This is a genomic window from Brevundimonas sp. (genome assembly GCF_032017145.1).
In the GTDB taxonomy this organism is placed as follows: Bacteria; Pseudomonadota; Alphaproteobacteria; order Caulobacterales; family Caulobacteraceae; genus Brevundimonas.
Map to the genome: position 1 here is coordinate 1 of NZ_DALZQC010000214.1, position 1960 is coordinate 1960.

4 protein-coding genes are annotated in these 1960 nt (G+C 67.3%); 3 read left to right on the plus strand and 1 reads right to left on the minus strand.

Annotated features, from left to right (window positions below):
* Nucleotides 1–51: 51 nt before the first annotated feature.
* On the minus strand, nt 52–225 hold the full coding sequence (locus tag RTU05_RS18060) for a YdcH family protein (protein WP_292023751.1): 174 nt from the start codon (nt 223–225) through the stop codon (nt 52–54).
* Nucleotides 226–386: 161 nt separating this feature from the next.
* Between RTU05_RS18060 and RTU05_RS18065 the strand changes: the two genes are divergently transcribed.
* From RTU05_RS18065 to RTU05_RS18075, 3 genes are read left to right on the plus strand one after another with little or no spacing between them, the layout of a single operon-like run.
* Complete coding sequence (locus tag RTU05_RS18065) at nt 387–941, plus strand: UbiX family flavin prenyltransferase (protein WP_312599659.1); 555 nt, start codon at nt 387–389, stop codon at nt 939–941.
* Nucleotides 941–1405: a TIGR02444 family protein gene (locus RTU05_RS18070; protein ID WP_312599660.1), complete on the plus strand. Its 465-nt coding sequence runs from the start codon at nt 941–943 to the stop codon at nt 1403–1405. Before RTU05_RS18065 ends, RTU05_RS18070 begins: the two co-directional genes overlap by 1 nt.
* Nucleotides 1406–1442: 37 nt before the next feature.
* Nucleotides 1443–1667, plus strand: a complete 225-nt coding sequence (locus RTU05_RS18075; protein WP_312599661.1) for a DUF465 domain-containing protein — start codon at nt 1443–1445, stop codon at nt 1665–1667.
* Nucleotides 1668–1960: the final 293 nt, after the last annotated feature.

A 1960-nucleotide genomic window follows, 5' to 3' on the forward strand; every position in this document is an offset into this window, starting at 1 on the left:
AGCCTTGAATCACGCTTCAGCCTAATCCGGAATCCCTAGAGTCCACAGATCCTAGTGGGCGCGAGCCTCCAGACTGGTGATCTCTTCCTTGAGCCGAAGCTTCCTCTGCTTCAGCTCCCTGACCTGCAACGTGTCCACGGACGGCCGGGCGAGTTCTTTCTGGATCGTCTGATCCAGATTGCGATGACGGTTACCCAGTTCGCGAATACGAGCCTCGATGGTCATGGCTTGCGCCTCCTCAGGTTAGGGACCAGTAGAGTGAGCGCCCGGTTTGGCAGGCTGTGGAATCACATTCCGGTGACAGCCCGCTTCGCCGGACAGGTTGGAGGCTGACCGCAAAAATGGTCGATGATGTGAACGGAGCCATACGGAACCCGCCGCCCCGGATGGTGGTCGGAATTTCAGGGGCTTCCGGCGCGATCTATGGCGCGCGGACGCTGGATGCGCTGAACGATCTGGGCGTCGAAAGCCATCTGGTGGTGACCAAGGCCGCCCTGCTCACATTGTCGCAGGAGACCGATCTGACCCCTGATGCGCTGACCGCCAAGGCGTCCGTCGTCCACAAGCTGGCCGATGTGGGCGCGACCATCGCGTCCGGCTCGTTTCGCACCCTGGGCATGATCGTCGCGCCCTGTTCGGTCAAGACCATGAGCGAGATCGCGACGGGCGTGACCTCGACCCTGTTGACCCGCGCGGCGGACGTCACTTTGAAGGAACGGCGGCCGCTGGTCTTGATGGTGCGCGAGACGCCGTTCCACCTGGGCCACCTACGCACCATGACGGCCCTGGCCGAGATGGGCGCCGTCATCGCCCCGCCCCTGCCCGCTCTGTATGCCCGACCGGCCACGATCCAGGAGATGGTCGACCAGTCCGTGGGTCGTGCGCTGGACCTGTTCGGCCTGGACTGGGACGCCGTGCGGCGCTGGAAGGGCCTGAGCTGATGGGTTTGTGGGATTGGGCCGTCGCCGCCTATGGCGCGCCGGGGGTGTCCGACGCCTGTCTGGCGCTGCAGGACCATCACGAACAGAACGTGCCCCTGCTGCTTTGGTCCGCCTGGGCGGCCGCGACGGGTCGTCGGCCGGACGAGGAGACGATTGAGGCCGCCTGCGACACCGCCCGCGCCTGGGACGGGGTGGTGGTGACGCCGTTGCGGGCGATGCGCCGCATCCTGAAGGCGCCCGTGCCCGACATCGACGACGGCCCGCGCGAGACGATCCGCAACCGCGTCAAGGCGCTGGAGCTTGAGGCCGAGCGCCATCTTCTGCAGGCGCTGGAAGCGCTGGCGCCAGAGCCCATCGCCCCGCCCCGCCCCGCCATCGAGGGCCTGGCCGCCACCGCCAGGGTCTGGGCCGCCGTCACCCCTCGCCCGGCGCTGATCCGCCTGGCCGACGCCCTTCCGGCCTGAAGCCGGCGTCGCTATAAGCGCCTTCGGGGAACAGACGATGAACGACGACCTGCCTGAGATCAGCGAGGAAGAAGCGGCCCTGCATGCCCGCGTCAAACTGCTGCGCCAGGAGCACGCCGACCTGGACGCCTCTATCGACGCGCTCAGCCAGGCGGCGGTGCCGGACCAGCTGATGATCGCCCGGCTGAAGCGCAAGAAGCTGGCCCTGAAGGACGAGATCGTGAAGATCGAGGACGTCATCTTGCCCGACATCATCGCCTGAACGTCTCTGCGGCCCGGTTCCGTCCTGCGACCATCCGCCGCCCAGACCAGGCCCCAAAGTCGCCCCAGCCCTGGGGGATAAGCCGGCCTTCCACGGAACGCCGTGCGTCATCGAACGCCGCGTCCCTTCATTCCAGAGCGTAAAGACGCTGGAGACGCCGCCGAATGCGACGCCTGCTGACCGACGCGCCGATGGCGCGCTGCAAGACCCTTTTGATCCAGTCCGGCCAGACGGCCGCCTTCGCCGCCGTGGCCGTCCTCGCCGCTGCCGCAGCCCCCAACGTGGCCCCCGCG